General features: G+C 48.4%; 17 protein-coding genes. 4 read left to right on the top strand and 13 right to left on the bottom strand.

The features are described from left to right. Positions 1-253: 253 nt before the first annotated feature. From AB8809_RS06070 to AB8809_RS06060, 3 genes are all read left to right on the top strand, one after another. Positions 254-1,606, top strand: coding sequence for a TolC family outer membrane protein (locus AB8809_RS06070; protein WP_015841234.1), 1,353 nt, complete (start codon positions 254-256; stop codon positions 1,604-1,606). A gap of 78 nt (positions 1,607-1,684) precedes the next feature. Then, positions 1,685-3,955, top strand: a complete 2,271-nt coding sequence (locus tag AB8809_RS06065) for a type I secretion system permease/ATPase (protein ID WP_349856602.1) — start codon at positions 1,685-1,687, stop codon at positions 3,953-3,955. Further along, the gene (locus AB8809_RS06060) at positions 3,942-5,303 is read left to right on the top strand and encodes an HlyD family type I secretion periplasmic adaptor subunit (protein ID WP_015841236.1); all 1,362 of its coding nucleotides are present in this window, start codon (positions 3,942-3,944) and stop codon (positions 5,301-5,303) included. Before AB8809_RS06065 ends, AB8809_RS06060 begins: the two co-directional genes overlap by 14 nt. 44 nt (positions 5,304-5,347) lie before the next feature. Here the strand turns inward: AB8809_RS06060 and AB8809_RS06055 are convergent, their stop codons facing one another. Together AB8809_RS06055 and pdeH are read right to left on the bottom strand one after the other, a co-directional pair. Then, positions 5,348-6,862, bottom strand: coding sequence for a bifunctional diguanylate cyclase/phosphodiesterase (locus tag AB8809_RS06055; RefSeq protein ID WP_015841237.1), 1,515 nt, complete (start codon positions 6,860-6,862; stop codon positions 5,348-5,350). A 786-nt stretch (positions 6,863-7,648) separates the two neighbouring features. After that, positions 7,649-8,440, bottom strand: coding sequence for a cyclic-guanylate-specific phosphodiesterase (gene pdeH, locus AB8809_RS06050; protein ID WP_349856601.1), 792 nt, complete (start codon positions 8,438-8,440; stop codon positions 7,649-7,651). Between the two features lie 468 nt (positions 8,441-8,908). Between pdeH and AB8809_RS06045 the strand changes: the two genes are divergently transcribed. Beyond that, positions 8,909-9,169: a YfhL family 4Fe-4S dicluster ferredoxin gene (locus AB8809_RS06045; protein ID WP_015841239.1), complete on the top strand. Its 261-nt coding sequence runs from the start codon at positions 8,909-8,911 to the stop codon at positions 9,167-9,169. 18 nt (positions 9,170-9,187) lie between these two features. Here AB8809_RS06045 and acpS read toward each other — a convergent pair whose 3' ends face one another. From acpS to rpoE, 11 genes are all read right to left on the bottom strand, one after another. Beyond that, the gene (gene acpS, locus AB8809_RS06040) at positions 9,188-9,568 is read right to left on the bottom strand and encodes a holo-ACP synthase (protein ID WP_349856600.1); all 381 of its coding nucleotides are present in this window, start codon (positions 9,566-9,568) and stop codon (positions 9,188-9,190) included. Continuing rightward, positions 9,568-10,299 carry a pyridoxine 5'-phosphate synthase gene (gene pdxJ, locus AB8809_RS06035; RefSeq protein WP_349856599.1) on the bottom strand — a complete coding sequence of 244 codons (732 nt, stop codon included), beginning with the start codon at positions 10,297-10,299 and terminating at the stop codon, positions 9,568-9,570. The genes acpS and pdxJ overlap by 1 nt, the downstream gene beginning before the upstream one ends. A gap of 80 nt (positions 10,300-10,379) precedes the next feature. Then, complete coding sequence (gene recO / locus AB8809_RS06030) at positions 10,380-11,117, bottom strand: DNA repair protein RecO (protein WP_181845597.1); 738 nt, start codon at positions 11,115-11,117, stop codon at positions 10,380-10,382. Positions 11,118-11,128: 11 nt separating this feature from the next. Further along, positions 11,129-12,034: a GTPase Era gene (gene era, locus AB8809_RS06025; protein ID WP_015841243.1), complete on the bottom strand. Its 906-nt coding sequence runs from the start codon at positions 12,032-12,034 to the stop codon at positions 11,129-11,131. Next, entirely contained in the window at positions 12,031-12,711 is a 681-nt protein-coding gene (gene rnc, locus AB8809_RS06020; RefSeq protein ID WP_010280465.1) for a ribonuclease III, read from the bottom strand. The genes era and rnc overlap by 4 nt, the downstream gene beginning before the upstream one ends. Positions 12,712-13,003: 292 nt before the next feature. Continuing rightward, a complete protein-coding gene (gene lepB / locus AB8809_RS06015) occupies positions 13,004-13,969 on the bottom strand; it encodes a signal peptidase I (RefSeq protein WP_181830578.1) in 966 nt (321 codons plus the stop codon). A 16-nt stretch (positions 13,970-13,985) separates the two neighbouring features. Further along, positions 13,986-15,785 carry a translation elongation factor 4 gene (gene lepA, locus AB8809_RS06010; protein ID WP_015841245.1) on the bottom strand — a complete coding sequence of 600 codons (1,800 nt, stop codon included), beginning with the start codon at positions 15,783-15,785 and terminating at the stop codon, positions 13,986-13,988. Between the two features lie 296 nt (positions 15,786-16,081). After that, positions 16,082-16,534 carry a SoxR-reducing system protein RseC gene (gene rseC, locus AB8809_RS06005; RefSeq protein WP_181830579.1) on the bottom strand — a complete coding sequence of 151 codons (453 nt, stop codon included), beginning with the start codon at positions 16,532-16,534 and terminating at the stop codon, positions 16,082-16,084. Continuing rightward, on the bottom strand, positions 16,531-17,493 hold the full coding sequence (rseB, locus tag AB8809_RS06000; RefSeq protein ID WP_180779604.1) for a sigma-E factor regulatory protein RseB: 963 nt from the start codon (positions 17,491-17,493) through the stop codon (positions 16,531-16,533). The genes rseC and rseB overlap by 4 nt, the downstream gene beginning before the upstream one ends. Further along, positions 17,493-18,140: an anti-sigma-E factor RseA gene (gene rseA / locus AB8809_RS05995; RefSeq protein WP_180779605.1), complete on the bottom strand. Its 648-nt coding sequence runs from the start codon at positions 18,138-18,140 to the stop codon at positions 17,493-17,495. The genes rseB and rseA overlap by 1 nt, the downstream gene beginning before the upstream one ends. Positions 18,141-18,199: 59 nt before the next feature. Beyond that, complete coding sequence (gene rpoE / locus AB8809_RS05990; RefSeq protein ID WP_005973561.1) at positions 18,200-18,775, bottom strand: RNA polymerase sigma factor RpoE; 576 nt, start codon at positions 18,773-18,775, stop codon at positions 18,200-18,202. Between the last annotated feature and the right edge of the window lie 117 nt (positions 18,776-18,892).

The following is an 18,892-nucleotide window of genomic DNA, read 5'->3' as shown; positions in this document are numbered from 1 at the left end:
ACGATAGTGTTGTCGTGATGCGTCAAACGCTTGACTCAATGCTCGATATAATAAAAAATTCAGAATATTCTTTCCAGAACTTTACTCATTTAGAGTAACTTCTATTTTTTTCGCTCTGGGCGCGTCAGGAAAATAAATTAACATATTGATATAAAAGGAATAAAAGCAAGTCAATTCGTTAAGCGTTTATATAACACTCAAACACTTTAATAGGAATAATCACAAATAAAGTTTTTGTGAAGGAAAACTGCTGATGATTCGTAGATACCATTTTGCTTTATTGCCTTTTATTACCGTTTTTTCCACAGCGACGTATGCAGAGACGATCCAGGAAGCCATTAAAAGCACGCTCTATACCCACCCCGAAGTGAGCGCATCTATTAATAGTCGTTTTTCTGCCGAACATGATTTGCGCGCAGCAAAAGGGGGATATCTTCCCTCCATCACGCTGAGTGCTGGTGTTGGCCGCGAAGAAACCGATAGTCCCTCAACACGCGCCAGCATCAATAAACGCGTTGAACTCAGCCGTCAGGAATCGAGTATCAATTTAAGCCAGACGGTGTTCGATGGTTTCGCCACCTCAAGCGAGGTTGGCAGACAACGCGCCACAGTCAACTCACGCGCCTATAAAGTATTAAATACCAGTGAGTCGACGGCATTAGATACCGTTCAGGTCTATCTCAATGTTCTGCAACGTCAGGAATTTGTCCGTCTGGCGGAAGCCAATCTGGCAAGCCACGAGCGCATTTACGATCAAATCAGGCTACGTAGCGAACAGGGCGTTGGCCGCTTGGCGGATTTGGATCAGGCCGAAGCTCGTCTTGCACAGGCGCGTAATAACGTGCTGACAGAACAAACCAATCTGGACGATGCCAAAATCAACTACATGAGCGTTGTGGGTAAAGTGCCGGATAATTTGGTGATGCCCGATGCTTCTGTAATAAAACTCCCCGCGTCGTTGGAGGAAGCCCAGCGCATCATGTTGGCTAACAGCCCCGCGCTGAAATCCGCAGAGTCAGATATTGAAGCCACGCAGCAGCAATATGAAGCCTCGAAATCAACGTTTTATCCACGCCTCAACGTTGAGCTCTCTCGTACAATGGATAACAACGTTGACGGGACGCGCGGTCAAAACAATGAATGGCAAGCGATGCTGCGGATGCGCTACAACCTGTATGAAGGCGGTAGCAGCAAAGCCAACATGGAATCAAAAGCCTATCAGGTAAAAGAAGCGCAGGATGTGCGAAATAATGCCCTGCGCCTGCTGGGTGAAGAGCTAAAGCTAGCCTGGTCAGCGTTAAATAACTCGCGCCAGCAGTTGCCGATCGCCGCCGAATATGCAGACCGCAGTATGAAAGTGCGTACCGCCTATCAGAAACAATTTAGCCTGGGAGAAAGGACGCTGTTGGACCTGCTGGACAGTGAAAACGAGCTGTTCACCGCACAACGCCGTCTGGTCGAAGTTCGCTTCACCTCCCTTTATACCGAATACCGGATCGCATCACGTATGGGAGAGTTATTAAATCGTTTGGCTATCCCAGCCCCTGATGCCGGTACCAGCTTGACAAACGTAACCACCCACGCAGAGTTGCCGAGCCTTAATTAATATATTTCATTGGTCAGACGGCGATAAATTATGGTTTATATGCGAGGAATTACGTTGCGTAAGGGAACGTTCCGTTAAATGAAGTTGCATTCAGTACAAGAGACTCAGGGTTCTGATAAATCAGTTACCCATGAGTCTATCGTCCATGAACCGACTGTTGCTCATGAATCAGCGGTTGTTCATGAGCCAGCTGTCGCTCATGAAACGGTCACTAATGAAAATAGTGACCCTCGCAGCCGTCATGATGACCCGTTATTGGATGGTTTACTGATCCTCTGTGCCTTGCAGGGGAAATCGGTCAGCCGTACCACACTCACCGCCGGACTCCCCTTAGCCAACCAGCGACTCTCTGTAAAACTGCTTCCGAGAGCCGCTGCACGCGCGGGGCTGCAAGGGCGCGTTCTCAAACGTTCTCTGAATAAAATTTCCGATATGTCTCTCCCCGCGATGTTGCTGTTACGGGAAGGGAGAGCGGCGATTCTGCTAGGCTGGAACGCTGACGGCAGCGCACGCCTGATGCCCAGTGAAACAGAAGGCGGGGAAATTTCCGTTGAGCACAATACGCTGCAACAGAACTATCTGGGTCTGGTGATGTTCGCCCAGCCTCGCCATCAGTTCGATCTGCAAAATCCATCGCTGATCCCCCGCACCAAATCCTGGTTCAAGGACACACTTAAGCTTTCACGTTCACTCTATCTCGATGCCGTGCTCGCGACGCTGCTGGTGAACATTATCGCGCTTGCTACACCGCTGTTTGTGATGAATGTCTATGATCGGGTGGTGCCAAATCAGGCAACGTCAACCTTGTGGGTACTGGCTATTGGTGTTACCGGTGCTTTTGTTTTCGATTTGATACTCAAAACACTGCGCGGCGTTTGCCTCGATATGGCGGGCAAAAAAACCGATCTGATTATTTCCGCCACGCTATTTGAGCGTATCACCGGTATGTCGATGAATGCCCGGCCACCGCGGGTCGGTAGTTTCGCGCAGAATATTCATGAATTTCAATCGCTCAGAGACTTCCTTTCCTCACTAACGCTGACGACGCTGATCGATTTTCCTTTTACATTGCTGCTGCTGTTGGTGATCGGCATCATCGGCGGCCCGCTGGTCTGGGTTTCCATCCTGGCCTACCCTATCGCCTTGCTGGCGAGTTGGGCGATGCAAAAGCCGCTGTCCGCCACCATTGAAAAAACGATGCACCTTGCCAGCGAACGACAGGCAACGCTGATCGAAACCTTGAGCTGTCTGGATGCCATCAAGGTCAATAATGCGGAAAGCGAACGTCAGCACCAATGGGAACAGACCATTGGCAGCTTGAGCAAGCTGGAAATGCGAGCCAAAGTGCTGTCCTCACTGGCGGTAAACCTGACGCAGTGGTTCCAGCAATTTGCTGGCGTTGCCATGATTGTCGTCGGCGTCTATATGCTGATTAACGGTAAGCTCAGTATGGGTGGGTTGATAGCCTGTTACATGCTGAACGGCAGAGCGCTCATGCCGTTGGGTCAACTGTCTGGCCTGGTCAGTCGTTACCAACAGGCGCGTTTGACGATGCAGACCACCGAACAGATGATGCAGCTGCCGCAAGAGCGTAGCGATAACGAACGCCCGCTGAAGCGCGAAAGCATCCGGGGCGGTATCGAATTTCGCGATGTGACGTTCAATTACCCGGAACAAAAAACCAGTTCGCTGCAAAGTATCAGTCTGACCATCGCTCCCGGTGAGAAAGTGGGCGTTATTGGCCGCAGCGGTTCGGGAAAAAGCTCGCTGCAAAAACTGATTGTGAATCTCTATCAGCCTAATACCGGCAATATTCTGATCGACGGCGTTGACGCTCGCCAATTGGATGTCAGCGATTTACGCCACAATATCGGCTATGTTCCTCAAGATATTCAGCTATTTAGCGGTTCACTGCGTAATAACCTGATTAGCGGCGCACGCTATGTCGAAGACGAAGCGATGCTGCGAGCTGCAGAAATTTCAGGGGTGAACGAGTTTGCTCGTCTGCATCCGGATGGCTATAACCTTCAGGTTGGCGAACGCGGCCAGCAGCTCTCCGGCGGACAACGTCAAGCTGTCGCGATAGCAAGAGCGTTGTTGCTCGATCCCCCCATTCTGGTGCTGGATGAACCCACCAGCTCGATGGATAACACCAGTGAAGATCGGTTAAAGCAGGCTCTGGCTCCCGTCATTGCAGAGAAAACGCTTTTGCTGGTTACGCATCGGGTTTCCATGCTGGCGCTTGTCGATCGTTTAGTCATTGTCGATAAAGGTAAAATTATCGCGGATGGGCCAAAAGCGATCGTGATGGATGCGTTGAAGAAGGGGCAAATCAATGCGTCTCGGTAAATATATCAAACGAATCAAACGATATTTTGTCGGCGGAGATGAAGAAGGCCTGCAAACGATGCCGGAAGTAAGCCGGGCAATGGCCGAGGATTCACCGCGTTCTATTCGCTTCACGCTATGGGCTATCGGCGCTTTTTTCCTGTTTTTCATACTGTGGGCTGGGCTGGCGGATATCGATGAAGTCACCCGGGGTGACGGTAAAGCTATCCCGTCTTCCCGATTGCAAAAAATCCAAAACCTGGAAGGCGGCATTGTCACAGAGGTATTCATTCATGAAGGCCAGGTCGTTAATGCGGGCGATCCTTTGCTGCGCCTTGATGATACGCGCTTCGCTTCCAATGTCGGTGAAACCGAAGCCGACCGGCTTGCACTGCTATCACGTATCGAGCGCCTGAACGCCGAAATCAACGATCGGGAACTCGTACTTTCGGAAGAAATTACGACGCAAGCGCCTAAAATCGCGGCCGGAGAAAAAGAACTTTATAACAGCCGCCGCCAGCAACTCCACAATGAAGTATCTGGTCTGGAAGAGCAGTTGATCCAACGTCGCCAGGAACTGAGGGATTTCTCCGCAAAGGAAATTCAGTTCCGCAATAGTCTGGGTCTGCTCCAACAAGAAATTAAAATGTCAGAACCGCTGATCGCAGAAGGCGCCATTTCTAAGGTAGAAGTTTTACGCCTGCGCCGCGCAGAAGTCGAAACCCGTGGTCAGCTTGATTCCATCAAGCTCTCGATTCCCCGGGCAGAGTCTGCGATTAAAGAGAGCGAGAATAAAATAGAGGAAACGCGCAGCCGTTATAAAAGCGAGGCGTTATCTCAACTCAGCGAAGCACAAACCAACCTGAACAAAATTGAAGCCACGGGCAAAGCACTCGAAGACCGGGTAAACCGTACGCTGGTTGTCTCCCCCGTCCGTGGTATCGTGCAGCAGGTTTTGGTGAATACTATCGGCGGAGTGATTCAACCGGGTAGCGACCTGGTGGAAATTGTTCCACTGGACGACAAACTGTTAGTTGAAGCCAGAATTCGTCCACAGGATATTGCGTTCTTGCACCCAGGTCAGGATGCCGTAATAAAATTGACGGCCTACGACTACACCATCTATGGCGGTCTAAAAGGCCAGTTGGAACAAATCAGCCCGGACACCGTAACCGATAAAGAAGGGAACAGCTTTTATATTATTCGTTTACGGACTGATAAGAATTATTTAGGCTCAGCCGATAAACCACTTCTTATCATTCCAGGCATGGTGGCCTCAGTTGATATAATCACGGGCAAGAAAACGATCCTCAGCTATTTGTTAAAGCCGATTATTCGGGCAAAAGCAGAAGCGTTACGGGAAAGATAATAAAAAAGGCGCTCAACAGAGCGCCTTTTTTTATATTCCATTTATCAATGATCGTTCATATTGTGATAAATCTGAGTTTGGCTGCGCCCCATGGCTTTAGCCTGATACATGGCTGAATCAGCATTAATTGCTAATGTCAGAGAATCAGTTCCGTGTTCTGGATACAGCGCAATACCGATACTGCATGATATATCCAGCGTTTTTCCATCGATCTCAAATGGCTTGTTCAATGCGTTATGGATTTTATCTGCAACATAAAGCGTATTGTCAATTTCCTTAATACCCTGAAGCAGAATAATAAATTCATCACCGCTGCGACGATATACCGTATCCGAATCGCGAACCGCACCGCGCATACGCGCTGCCGCTTCTTTCAAGAGCAAATCACCAACAGCATGCCCGAACGAATCATTTATCTGTTTAAATTTATCGAGATCCAAGAACATCAGTGCGATTTTTCTACCCGTTTGTTTGGATAACAAAATCGCCTGTTCCATTTGCTCGGCAAACGTCAGGCCATTAGCCAACGACGTTAATGAGTCATAGTGCGCCAATTGACGATAGTGTTCTTCGCTGCGCCGCAGCATGTCAATAGCATGATACCGCTCGATGGCGATCGCGATCAGCTGTGCCGATTTCTCAATAGAGAAAATTTCGTCCTCGGTCGGTACATACACTTTGCGATGGTAAACGCTTAAAACACCTAATATTTCTTTGTTCTGGCCGATGATAGGTTCAGACCAACAGGAACGCAGCCCGGCATATAGTGCGAGCCCTTTATATAACGACCAATGCGGATGGACCGAAATATCGTCAGCAATGACGCGCTTTCCGGTATAGGCCGCAGTACCAAAAGAGGCCACACCATCGGCAATTTTTACGTTGTGAATGGCATTTTTATAAAAACCTGGCAGGCTAGGCGCCGATCCAAGCGTCAGACATTTCTTGTCTTTATCAACCAGTAAAACAGAACAAACGATACGACCAGGATTTTTTTCCTCAACGCTAAAAATGATCGCATCAAGAATATCTTTCAGCGGCGCGCCGCTTGATAACAGCTCCAGCGCACGATTGTATGAATTATCATGATGTTCCTGTGATTTTCTTTCCGTGATATCTAACTTAATGCCAACATACTGGGTTGTGTTACTCGCTTTATTATATATTTTAACGATATTGGCTTTTTCCCAATACAGCTGTCCATCTTTACGCCGGTTAACGAACTCACCACTCCAAACATTACCTTTATTTATGGTAGACCACAGATCTTCATAGACGCTGGCGTTAGTCATACCTGAATTTAATATATTCGTTTTTTTGCCGATAACCTCATCCGGCATATAGCCTGACATGGTAATAAACTGACGATTGACGTAAATAATTTCACAATTTTCATCTGCGATCATAATTGAAGCAGGACTATATTCCATCGCAAAGAAAGTCATGTTGAGAAAATCTTGTTTTTTCTGCTCAGTTTTAAACTTTTGTTTAATTTTTCTATTTTTCACAGAAGAAAACAATAACAACAGCAATAGCAGGGTTATTATAATTTCATACACAATAACACTCTCCTCAGGCCCGAGTGGTCCTGATCGTACAAATCACAACGCTGATGACGAAAAATCCCGGTAACAAACCCCTACCCCGTCGATTTTCGGGACTGGCGCATTTCCGGAGAGCAGAAAGGATGAAAGAAAAAATGCTCCATGAAGCAGGAGTATTTAGAAACATGGCAACGTCAGCATAAAGCCCTCGCATATGACTGTGCGCAGATAAAAACAACAAATTCAAAAGAGTATCTTAATTTAATAGTAGTAATTGTTCGGGTTATAAGTTTTTCTAATGGAATAAAAAAATATTCCTAGGGGTACATAGCGATATATTCTGAACATCAATTTTTTGTAAGCAAATCAATTATACCAATAAGTATCATTGTTTTAATCAACAAAATCTATCACAAAATGATTTTTGATCGTTAACAGTAAACATTATATTTTTTTACCATTAAAAATCAAATAATTAAAAGAAAAAAATAAAATCATTAACGCAAGCGTTTGATTATATATGTCATAATTTGATGCAAAATCAGCAGTATCTCTTCTCACTACGCTATCAAAATTAAACACTGCCATAACAAATAAAACAAGAATTAAATAACAAAAATAAAACAAAACACAGAATTAGCGATTGTGAATCTGAAAAGAATGCTGAGTGGCTAAGGAGGCGATGTTGTGTGCAACAATGAAATATTAGGAAATATAATGAATGAATATGGTGAAGCAAAATGGAGGGATATACAGCAATGCGTTAATACAAAAGTGATAGCCTAAACAACAGGTTACCACCTATAGTTCGAGCTTCAGCGCCTCAAAATTCTCAAATGGTTGAGGACGCGAGAGGTAGTACCCTTGGGCGGCGTAAGCATGCGATGCCTGAACAATTGCCCACTCCTCCTTGGTTTCGATTCCCTCAATAACGACATAATTGCAAAAACGCGATAGCAAAGCGATCAGTGCAGGAAACACCGTCTTCCCTTCCCCACTCTGTTGGAGAAGAATAAAAAGTTCACGCGCCACTTTAATGCAATCATACTGAGCCAGCATCAGTGATGAAAAATTCGCCATACCACAACCGAAATCATCCAGCCACAGTGTTTGCGCCTCAGGGAGCTTGGTTAATATTTCTTTTGGCAGCCCTCCCTGATTTTCGACCATTTCAAAACGAATCCAGGGCATCGCCGCGATCAGACGTTTGGCTTCCAGATTATTTTGCAACGCCAGTAGCGTCATACCATCAATATTGATGGAGGCAAAAAGATCGTCGCGAGTAAATCGAAAACTCCACTGAGATAAAAGTTGCAGTTGTTCTACAATAATTAACAGACGGGTTTCAACATCAATATTCGCGAAGTATTTTTCAGGGGAGATAAATTTTTGCGGCAGGGTAGGAGAAAAAACGGAAGTCAGTAACTCAATAGCCATTAATTTACCTGATGTTCGGTAAATGGGCTGAAAAGTATACCGCCGTTGACATTGATGCCAGTAATCAGCGTTTAATGACTCCTCGCTTCCCTGTTGGAAAAACCCTGTCCCAACCTGATTAAGATGACCTTCCTGCTGCACTATGAGTTCCGCCATTAAACTGACACTATTAGTTATAAAATTATATCATACGGACATGCACCGTCATCGACTCTCCAGATGCAAACTTCATCGGCAATACCGATTAAATCAATGTCCATGATATTACAAAAATAAGTGGTTCAATATCACAACTAATTTATTTAAATTGTAAATCAATAAATTAAAACCCAAGAAACACAGTCGCACTGGCTGATTCATACAGTCTAAAGCATGCGTATGAAACCAATTTAACGAACAGATGGTAATTTTACCCTGTAACCTCACTATTTATGCAGCCAATAAGCGACATGCTAAGGGCACCCGAAAACACGCAGAACCCTCAGCAAACCGCCCAGAAAAAGGGCGCACCAAAGGCAATAGGAATCAATTCGCCAGTATATTTCCCATCAATGACGGTTACGCGTGTTTAAACGAGCCCCAACGGGTATAATCTGCGCCCTGTTTGTAAGGTAGAAGAACATCATGGCGTTACTCATCACCCATAAATGCATCAACTGTGACATGTGTGAGCCCGAGTGTCCTAATCAGGCCATCTCCATGGGCATGGACATTTATGAAATTGATACCACTCGCTGTACGGAGTGCGTTGGCCACTATGACACACCGACGTGTCAGAAGGTCTGCCCGATCGACAACACGATCGTTAAAGATCCAAATCATATGGAAGGTAATGAGCAGCTGTGGGAAAAATATGTACTCATGCACCATGCCGACAGGATTTAAGCATCGGTTTACAGACGATCAGCTTTCAACAATCACCGTCGCACAGGCATAGCGTCTTTCGTCAGCCAGCGTGACATGGACGTGTCTGACGCCCATCTGTTCAGCCAGCTCTGCCGCTTTAGCAAAAAACCGCAGACAGGGTTTACCCTGTTCGTCATTAAAAACCTCAAACTGGTTGAACGCGAGCCCGTTGCGAATGCCGGTACCGAAAGCTTTCGCTGCCGCCTCTTTCACGGCAAAGCGCTTGGCGAGGAAACGGACAGGCTGCTGATGCTGCTGATAATGCGCCCATTCAGCATCAGTCAGAACGCGGCGAGCTAATCGCTCGCCTGAACGTTCAATCACCGCTTCAATTCGAGCAATTTCGACAATATCCGTTCCGAGCCCGAGAATCGCCATCAGCGACATGCTTCCCGCATCAGATTCTTCATTTCAGCAACGGCATCCTTCAACCCGCTCATCACCGCACGTCCGATAATCGCATGCCCGATATTTAATTCGTGCATTTCCGGCAGCGCAGCAATCGGCTGCACGTTATGGTACGTCAAACCGTGGCCGGCATTGACTTTCAGCCCTTTCGCCGCAGCATAAGTTGCCGCATCACGAATACGCTCGAATTCATGCTGACGCGCTTCATCATCTGGCGCATCGGCATACGCCCCGGTATGAATTTCGATATAAGGCGCACCGCTGGCAACGGCGGCATCAATTTGTCGTTTATCCGCATCAATAAATAGCGAAACCAATATGTTCGCCTGGCTGAGTCTGGCAACCGCGTTGTTGATTTTTTCCTGCTGCCCCGCGACATCCAGCCCGCCTTCAGTTGTCACTTCCTGGCGTTTTTCCGGTACCAGACAGCAAAAATGCGGCTTCACCTCACAGGCAATATTTAGCATTTCTTCGGTGACAGCCATTTCAAGGTTCATGCGAGTTTGGAGCGTTTCCCTCAGGATCCGCACATCACGATCCGTAATATGGCGGCGATCTTCACGTAAGTGCACCGTGATGCCGTCCGCTCCCGCTTGCTCAGCGACAAACGCCGCCTGAACAGGATCGGGATACGCCGTCCCACGCGCATTACGCAGCGTTGCAATGTGATCGATGTTAACGCCAAGCAGCAGTTCAGCCATGATAAATCCTCGGTAAAGTCATGCACGTTACGTGGCAGTTTACACCGATGTCACAGCAGCAGGGTACAGAGGAGACGGGATTATTTATCAGAAGACGTGGGTTTGGACAAATTAGCAGCAGGAACAAACTGGCGGAACAGTTCGCGACTTTTCAACGGTTTCCCCCCCAGATACGGCTTTAATGCGATGCGAGTGAAACGCTTTGCCGCCTTCAGTGTACCGCTATCAGGAAATTCACGCGATGCCAGCGAACGTAACTCATGACCGGTAAAGCTTTTATTATCGACCACCAGGCTGGCAATAAATCCCCTTTCCTCTCGATATTGATAGGTCATGGTATCGGCCACAGGTTCACCGCTACCGGCACAATGCAGGAAATCAACGCCATATCCCAGATAACCCAGCAACGCTAATTCAAAGCGCCTTAATGCAGGTTCAGGAGACGCATCCTGAGCAGCAAGATGTTGTAAACAATGGAGATAATCGAAAAAGAGAGCGGAATAATTGGTTTCATGTTCCAGCACGCGAGACAGCAGCTCGTTAACGTATAAACCGCTATAAAGCATCGACCCCGTTAACGGCAGCGCAAGCGAAACGGGCTCGGCGCTGCGTAATGTTTTCACTTCTCCCCGACCGCTCCAGCGCACCAGCAGCGGAGTGAAAGGCTGCAAACACCCTTTCAGGCTAGAGCGACGGGCTCGCGCACCCTTGGCAAGCACGCGCACGCGACCATCGCTTTCGCTAAACAGATCCAGCAATAAGCTGGTTTCACTATAAGGTCGCCCATGTAAGACAAATGCGCGCTGCCAGCCTTCCATCGGCGTGAACCTTACAGATCTTCGCTATAACCCAGGCTGCGCAGGGCACGTTCGTCATCTGCCCAGCCGGATTTCACTTTAACCCACAGTTCAAGGTGAACTTTGGCCTCAAACATCTCTTCCATATCCTGACGAGACTCGATACCAATGGTTTTAATTTTGGCACCTTTGTTACCAATGACCATCTTCTTCTGGCCTTCACGCTCAACCAAAATCAGGCCGTTGATGTCATAACCGCCGCGCTCGTTAGTCACGAAACGCTCGATTTCGACCGTGACGGAATAAGGCAATTCTTCACCCAGAAAGCGCATCAGTTTTTCACGGATAATTTCCGATGCCATAAAGCGCTGTGAACGATCGGTAATGTAATCTTCCGGGAAATGGTGCGTTGCCTGCGGTAAGTGCTTACGCACAATGCTGGCAATCGTATCGACATTCGTGCCCTTCTCGGCAGAGATCGGAACAACGTCAAGGAAGTCCATCTGCTGGCTGAGGAACTGGATATGCGGCAGCAGCTTGGTTTTATCCGTGACGTTATCGACTTTATTGATCGCTAACAGCACGGGGAGTTTTTGATCGCGCAGCTTGTTCAATACCATTTCATCATCGTCGTTCCAGTGTGTACCTTCAACAACGAAAATGATCAGTTCAACATCACCAATTGAACTGCTGGCAGCACGGTTCATCAGGCGGTTAATCGCCCGTTTTTCTTCAATGTGCAATCCCGGCGTATCCACATAAATAGCCTGATAAGGCCCTTCAGTGTGAATGCCCATGATGCGGTGCCGCGTCGTCTGAGGCTTACGTGACGTAATGGAGATCTTCTGCCCCAGTAATTGATTCAATAACGTCGATTTACCGACGTTTGGTCGACCAACAATCGCGATAAAACCGCAGTGTGTCTGTACTTCGCTCATTCAAGCTCCAGTTTTTTCAACGCTTGTTCAGCCGCAGCCTGTTCGGCTTTACGACGGCTCGATCCTGTACCAATGACCGACTCACTAAAGCCGCTCACCTGACAGTGGATAGTAAACTCCTGATCGTGTGCTTCCCCACGAACCTGCACCACCAGATAGGTTGGTAAAGGTAGGTGACGCCCTTGCAGAAACTCCTGCAACCGCGTTTTCGGATCTTTTTGCTTATCGCCGGGACTGATTTCATCCAGCCGCGTTTGATACCAGTTCAGGATCAAACGTTCGATAGTCTGAATGTCGCTATCGAGGAAAATGCCGCCGATCAGCGCTTCAACCGTATCAGCCAGAATCGATTCGCGACGGAAGCCGCCGCTCTTTAATTCGCCAGGGCCGAGGCGCAGGCACTCTCCCAGTTCGAATTCACGTGCGATTTCTGCCAGCGTATTTCCCCGCACCAGCGTCGCCCGCATCCGACTCATATCCCCTTCATCAACCTTGGGAAAACGATGATACAGCGCATTGGCGATCACAAAACTCAGGATGGAGTCACCCAGGAATTCGAGTCTTTCATTGTGTTTGCTGCTGGCGCTACGATGCGTCAACGCCTGTAACAAAAGCTCGTACTGCTGAAAAGTATAGCCCAGCTTTCTTTGTAAACGATTTATCAGGATGGGATTCATGTGTTACCAATAGATCAACGATGCGTCAAAAACAGCAGCATACGGAACAGCCCTGCTTACCAATTCGGTCAAAACTGTTTCGTTTGCATTGGCTCCCGCAAGGGAGCCTGCCTTTCTGCCCGTCATACCTCGTGTTGCCTGTGCGTTAGCCTTGTGCAAACGAACACGTTTTGTTCTGCAACTCGCATTATTTAGGGCATGTTCTTTCAAAAAGAGCGTTTCAAAAAATATTCTACAACGGACAGCATCAGAATGCTGCCTGTATCTTATTTTTGGTTAATGCTTACTTCGCTTAATGAATACCACCGATGCGACTCAAACGTACACCCGTAGGCCATTCACCTTCCTGCTTCTCAAAGCTCATCCAGATAGCGGTGGCTTTACCGACCAGATTTCTCTCTGGAACAAAGCCCCAATAGCGGCTATCCAGACTGTTGTCACGGTTATCACCCATCATGAAGTAGTGCCCTGCTGGGACAACCCATGTTGCGAGCTGCTGCTGCGACTGCTGGTAATAACCACCGAGCTGATCCTGCTGACCCGGCACCAAGAGAATATTATGCGTTACATTGCCCAATGACTCTTTGCGCGCGCCCATGCGGACTCCCTCCACGCTGTTGTCATTGACAGGCACCTGATAGAAACCGCCACGCGATTCCATACCCGGCTGATTGAAGGTCTGAACAAAATCGCTAGGTTGCACATTGCTGTATGTAACTGCCAGTGCAGTATCACACGCCTGCTGCCCCTGACAGGATGGACGGATCGTTACCTGCTTGGTCATCGGGTTATAGCTGACACGATCGCCCGGCACGCCCACTACGCGCTTGATGAAGTCCACTTTAGGATCGGACGGGTATTTAAACACCACCACGTCGCCACGTTTCGGGTGCCCCGTTTCGATCAGCGTTTTCTGCGTGAAGGGTTCTTTAATGCCATAGGCAAATTTTTCCACCAGAATAAAATCACCGATCAACAGCGTCGGCATCATCGAACCTGATGGAATTTGAAACGGCTCATAAATGAAGGAGCGCACAACCAATACCAAAGCCACAACCGGGAATACGGATGCGATAGTTTCAATCCAGCCAGGTTGTGGAATGGCTTTCGATGAAACCGCGCCATCAGCCAGATCGGCACCGCTCATGGCAGCAAACTTTTTCCGGCGAGCAGGTGCCCAGACAAAGCGCTCTAAACACCAGACAATCCCCGTGACCAGCGTCACCAATGCCAGAATTACGGCAAACATATTGGCCATGCCAACTCCTCAGAATTTATTTACTGTCTTTGCCGACGTGCAAAATTGCCAGAAACGCTTCTTGCGGCAGCTCGACGTTACCGACCTGCTTCATACGTTTCTTACCGTCTTTCTGTTTCTGCAACAGTTTCTTCTTACGGCTGACGTCGCCACCATAACACTTGGCCAGTACGTTTTTACGCAATTGCTTAACCGTAGAGCGCGCAATAATGTGGTTACCAATCGCAGCCTGAATCGCAATATCAAACTGCTGACGCGGAATCAGATCTTTCATTTTTTCGACCAGCTCACGGCCACGATATTGTGAATTATCACGGTGCGTGATCAGCGCCAATGCATCCACACGTTCGTTATTGATCAATACATCAACACGCACCATGTCTGATGTCTGGAAACGTTTGAAGCTGTAATCCAACGATGCATAACCACGAGACGTTGATTTCAGACGGTCAAAGAAATCGAGCACCACCTCGGCCATCGGAATCTCATAGGTCAGCGCAACCTGATTACCGTGGTACACCATGTTGGTCTGGACGCCACGCTTCTCGATACAGAGCGTAATCACGTTGCCCAGATACTCCTGAGGCAGCAGCATGTGGCACTCAGCAATCGGCTCACGCAATTCCTGAATATTATTCAGCGGCGGAAGTTTAGAAGGGCTATCGACATAAACGGTTTCTTTAGCCGTCGTCTCAACTTCATACACCACCGTCGGTGCCGTAGTGATCAGATCCAGATCGTATTCACGCTCCAGACGTTCCTGAATGATCTCCATGTGTAGCAGACCCAGGAAGCCGCAGCGGAAACCGAAGCCCAGCGCGGTAGAACTTTCTGGCTCATAGAACAAAGAGGCATCATTGAGGCTCAGTTTGCCCAGTGCATCACGGAATGACTCATAGTCATCGGAGCTAATCGGGAACAGACCGGCATAGACCTGCGGTTTGACTTTCTTAAAGCCCGGCAGCGCTTTTTCAGCCGGTTGACGAGCCAGCGTCAGGGTATCCCCGACCGGCGCACCCAAAATATCTTTGATAGCACAAACCAACCAGCCTACTTCACCGCAGTTCAGTACATCGCGGTCAATCTGCTTCGGTGTAAAAATACCGAGACGGTCAGCGTTATAAACCTGACCCGTACTCATCACCTTAATTTTGTCGCCTTTGCGCATTGTGCCGTTTTTGATACGTACCAGCGATACAACGCCAAGGTAGTTATCGAACCAGGAGTCGATAATCAGCGCCTGCAGCGGCTCATCAGGGCTGCCTTCTGGCGGTGGAATATCACGCACCAGACGATCCAGAACATCCGGCACGCCAATCCCCGTTTTAGCGGAACAGCGCACGGCGTCGGTGGCATCAATGCCGACAATATCTTCAATTTCCTGAGCAACACGATCTGGGTCAGCGGCAGGCAGGTCGATTTTGTTCAGAACCGGCACCACTTCCAGATTCATATCCAACGCGGTATAGCAGTTAGCCAGCGTTTGCGCTTCAACACCCTGTCCGGCATCAACAACGAGCAGTGCACCTTCACAGGCAGCAAGCGAGCGGGAAACTTCATAAGAGAAGTCAACGTGCCCCGGCGTATCGATGAAGTTTAACTGGTAGGTTTGGCCGTCCTGCGCTTTATAATCCAGCGTTACGCTTTGCGCTTTAATCGTTATTCCACGTTCACGTTCCAGATCCATAGAATCCAGAACCTGCGCAGCCATTTCACGCTCGGTCAAACCGCCGCAAATCTGGATAATACGGTCAGATAACGTTGATTTACCGTGGTCGATATGGGCAATAATGGAGAAATTTCGTATATGCTTCATTATAAAAATTTTTCTACCTTGATATTCCTGAAATTCTTGCCGATGGGCATGCGCATAGGTGAAAACAGCAGCGATGTTATTCCACCTGAATCGCAGCATTCTACATGCGAGAGGCGTGAAAACCTAGTCATGTCCGGTGCATTCCCTTTGATTATGACGGTTTTATTTGGAATAGCAGAACAACGAGAGGAAAGCAGGAAGTAAAGTGTCATTACGTGGTAAACATCGTGTCGAAAAATCACAAACGTGTGAACAATGTTTCCGCACCGCGCGCCGTTTACGCTCAGTTAAGCAGGTCAATTTTGTAACAGCGTGCCAGGCAATGCAATTTGCAGGATAACGGGCTCATAACGTTTATTCTTACCCAACTGTTTCGCCCAGCGCTTCACGCCGATAAACGCCAGCCCACCGCCCAACAACGCGCCAATGACGGCAGCCAGATCGGTACCGAATAACGTCTGACAGATCGCCGCACCGATCAGCAAACCGACCAGCGGAACGAAATAAACCAGAGCGGCAGAAAACAGCAGACGCCCCTCAGAAATCCCCAATTCAACTTTTTGTCCGACTTCTAAAGGCCGCTCGTAAGGCACATACAGCGTATTTTCGGCAGAAAGCCCAAGCTGGCTTAATAAGCCGGTCCCACACGACGAGCGGGATTTACAACTACCGCACCCCGAGCTCGGCTCACACCGCAGCTCCGCAATGCCATTCTGCCATGAAACGACTGTCGCCCATTCTTTGATCACGGTTGCCCCTTCAAAATAATGCTGTCAGCCACCCGTTTAGCCGTAGAAGGTGGAATATCACCGACGACGGTAATCTCGCGATTGCCTTTCATGACAGTATGAATGGAGCGTCGCCCCGTAAGCAGCGACTGTTCTTCACTCACATCAGAAGACGGGCTGATGTTAATGGAGAAACTGAATAAACCATCGCTATAGAGACGAGTTTCGATCGGAATGGACGAGCCTGGCAATACTTTTTTGCTGTGTGAAAGAGCTTTCATCCCAGCAGGCAGCCATTCAGGCTCCCAGGTAAAATCACTTTTATCCGCAGCAGGCGTAGGTAACACGGGAGGAAGTTTGATCCCTTCCAGCGGACGCATCACGCTAACGACATCATCATCAACAATCAGCGATGTCGTTAAGAATTGTTCCAACCGCTTGTCACCGTTGCGATCTTGTAAATCGATACGCAATGGAAGTTTCGATTCCGCATCAATCCACACCATATAGCTGTAACGTGTGCCATCGCGTGAAATGACCCGAATTCCGGATGCCAGACGATCGGCAATACGCACCCGTCCGTCAGCGGGAATAAAGTCATAATAAGGCGATAGTTTCTGAAAATCGGCAAAGACCAGAGAAGGGAGAGAGTCAACGATATGATCGCTGGTGAGCGTAAACGGCTCAAAACCAGGATCGAAGTAGCTAACCTCATTACCACGCAGCACGATCTCGCGTCGCGGCCCGTCCATAAATAGCAGTTGCGCTAAGGAACGGTTATTGACCACGGCATGACGATAGCGTACGGACTCAAATCCTTGCAGAGTAATGTTGATAAAGGAAATTTCGTAATTCAGAGAACGAACTGCGCTGTTCATCTGTTGCAGCAACGCGCCCGGCTCCACATTCTGGGCCGGGGCGAAAGTAGAATAAAACAGGCTGCCAATCAGAAAACAGGCGGCGGACCAAGCACGCTTCATTACCGGGGCTGCGTTCCTAATGATTGAGTGCCGGGAACCTGAATGGCCGCTTGCTGATCGTCCTGTGGCAGGGCATGTTCAGCATGCAGTCGGCGCTGTAATTCATAGTCCTGTAAAATGGCGTTAAGGCGGTTGCGCTGCATATCAGATTTCTGCTGACCGCTGTGAGGAGCAACATTTTCTGACGGCACGCCCAGACTGACAGGAGAGGCAGTACCCATCGCAGGTAAAGTACTAAACACACCGGATTCGACAACGTGTTCAGAGGCATTACCCTGCTGGTAATTTTGTACACCAACGATCACCGCTAAAGATACGCAGGCGGCGACGCCGACTTGTGTCAGCTGACTGCCCCACGGACGGATTTTGTGCCAGAACGGCATCTTCGTCCACTCAACAGGTTGTGGCTGAGATTCAGGCTGCGCTTGTGGAACCAGACGAACGGGTTCTTTTTCGATTGCGGCGGCAACACGAGAAGCGATGTCCAGGTGAATCACATTTTCACTGACATCCCCACGCATCGCATCGCGGATTAGATGATAACTTTGCCAACTTTGCTGCAACGCATCATCACGAGACAATGCGTTTAGCAGTTCGGAATCAACTGCTTCGCCATCCATTAAAGCGGAAAGTTTCTCTTTCTGCATACCGACACCCTTACCTTGTCAAATCCATCATTAGTCACGCGGATAGCTGAAAAAACTCGCTAGCGCTGAATAAGCGGTTGTACTTTATTATCAATAGCTTCCCGCGCCCGGAAAATACGAGAACGAACAGTGCCGACGGGACAATCCATAATCACGGCAATCTCTTCGTAGCTTAAACCGTCCAATTCGCGCAGCGTAATCGCTAAACGTAAATCTTCCGGCAAAGACTCGATAGTGCGAAAAACTATGCTTCGTAATTCCTCTGACAACATTAAATTCTCAGGGTTCGATATTTCTTTCAGCGCGCCCGCATTTTCATAGTTTTCCGCGTCATTCGCATCAATGTCGCTGGAAGGCGGACGGCGTCCCTGAGCTACCAGATAATTTTTGGCCGTATTCACTGCAATACGATACAGCCATGTATAGAACGCACTATCGCCGCGAAATGACTCTAGCGCGCGATAGGCTTTAATAAACGATTCCTGTACCACGTCCGGCACGTCACCCTGAGGAACATACCGCGATACCAGGCTCGCTACCTTATGCTGATAACGAACGACCAACAAGTTAAACGATTTTTGATCGCCTTTTTGGACTCGCTCGACCAGAACCTGATCTGCCAGTTGCTCGCTCATCCGAGGTAATCTCTACTCAAACCGTTCTCCACGCGTAAAATAGTACTGCCAGCTATATAAGTCATATTTAGAGCAAGCTCCTAATTAGAACCAAGACATCCAATAAAGTTCCGGGTC

Source organism: Pectobacterium aroidearum, from assembly GCF_041228105.1.
Classification (GTDB): domain Bacteria; phylum Pseudomonadota; class Gammaproteobacteria; order Enterobacterales; family Enterobacteriaceae; genus Pectobacterium; species Pectobacterium aroidearum.
Note: the sequence above shows the minus strand (reverse complement) of the source record. Positions and strands in the feature narration are given on the sequence as shown.